General features: G+C 43.1%; 1 protein-coding gene. It reads right to left on the reverse strand.

Features of this window, described 5'->3' with window-relative positions; all coding sequences use genetic code 11:
- Window positions 1–600 (reverse strand): ATP-dependent Clp endopeptidase proteolytic subunit ClpP (gene clpP / locus ACS8FC_RS15790; protein ID WP_439297466.1); only part of this gene is annotated, 600 nt, incomplete at its 3' end.
- Between the last annotated feature and the right edge of the window lie 287 nt (window positions 601–887).

Raw genomic sequence — 887 nt, forward strand, 5'->3', positions numbered from 1 at the left:
TACTTCGTCAACCAAACCGTATTCTTTGGCTTCTTGTGCATCTAACCAAAAATCGCGCTCGACGTCTTTTTCAATTTTTTCGAGTGGCTGACCAGTACGCTCAGATAGGATCTGGTTCAAGCGTGCACGAGTTTTTAGAATTTCACGGGCGTTGATCTCGATATCTGTCGCCTGACCTTGCGCGCCGCCTGATGGCTGGTGAATCATCACACGAGCATTGGCGAGTGAGTAGCGTTTGCCTTTTTGACCAGCGGCCAATAAGAATGAGCCCATGCTATAAGCACCGCCCATACAGATGGTGGATACTTCTGGCTTGATGAAGTTCATGGTATCAAAGATCGCCAAACCTGCGCTTACTGAGCCACCTGGTGAGTTGATGTATAAATGGATATCTTTGTCTGGGTTTTCAGCTTCTAAAAATAGCAACTGCGCGACGATTAGATTGGCCATATGGTCTTCGACTTGACCTGTCAAAAAGATAACGCGCTCACGCAATAGGCGTGAGAAAATATCAAACGAGCGTTCACCGCGTGAAGACTGCTCAACAACCATTGGTACTAATGCCGCTTGTGTGGTTTGTACTTCTTTGTGCGCACTCATCAGCATATCAAAATGTGGGTTAGCAGTGATGCGTTCATAATCTGTCATAGAAGAGTCCTATCAATAAAGGTATAAAATAAAAATAGCTTGAGTAATTTTAGTGTCTAGTAGGTTTTGAGCTAATGGGTAGTTTATAGGGGGGCTACGTTCACTATTCAAGCCTATAAAACCCGTTTGTGCATAAAATAGGTGAAAAAGTGAGCATCCTATCTGTTTGGACTTTTCACATATCTAAAAAGAATACAAAAGATAGATACTGACCCAAATATCCGCAAATTAGGTGCATT

Source organism: Psychrobacter sp. 1Y4 (assembly GCF_051847555.1).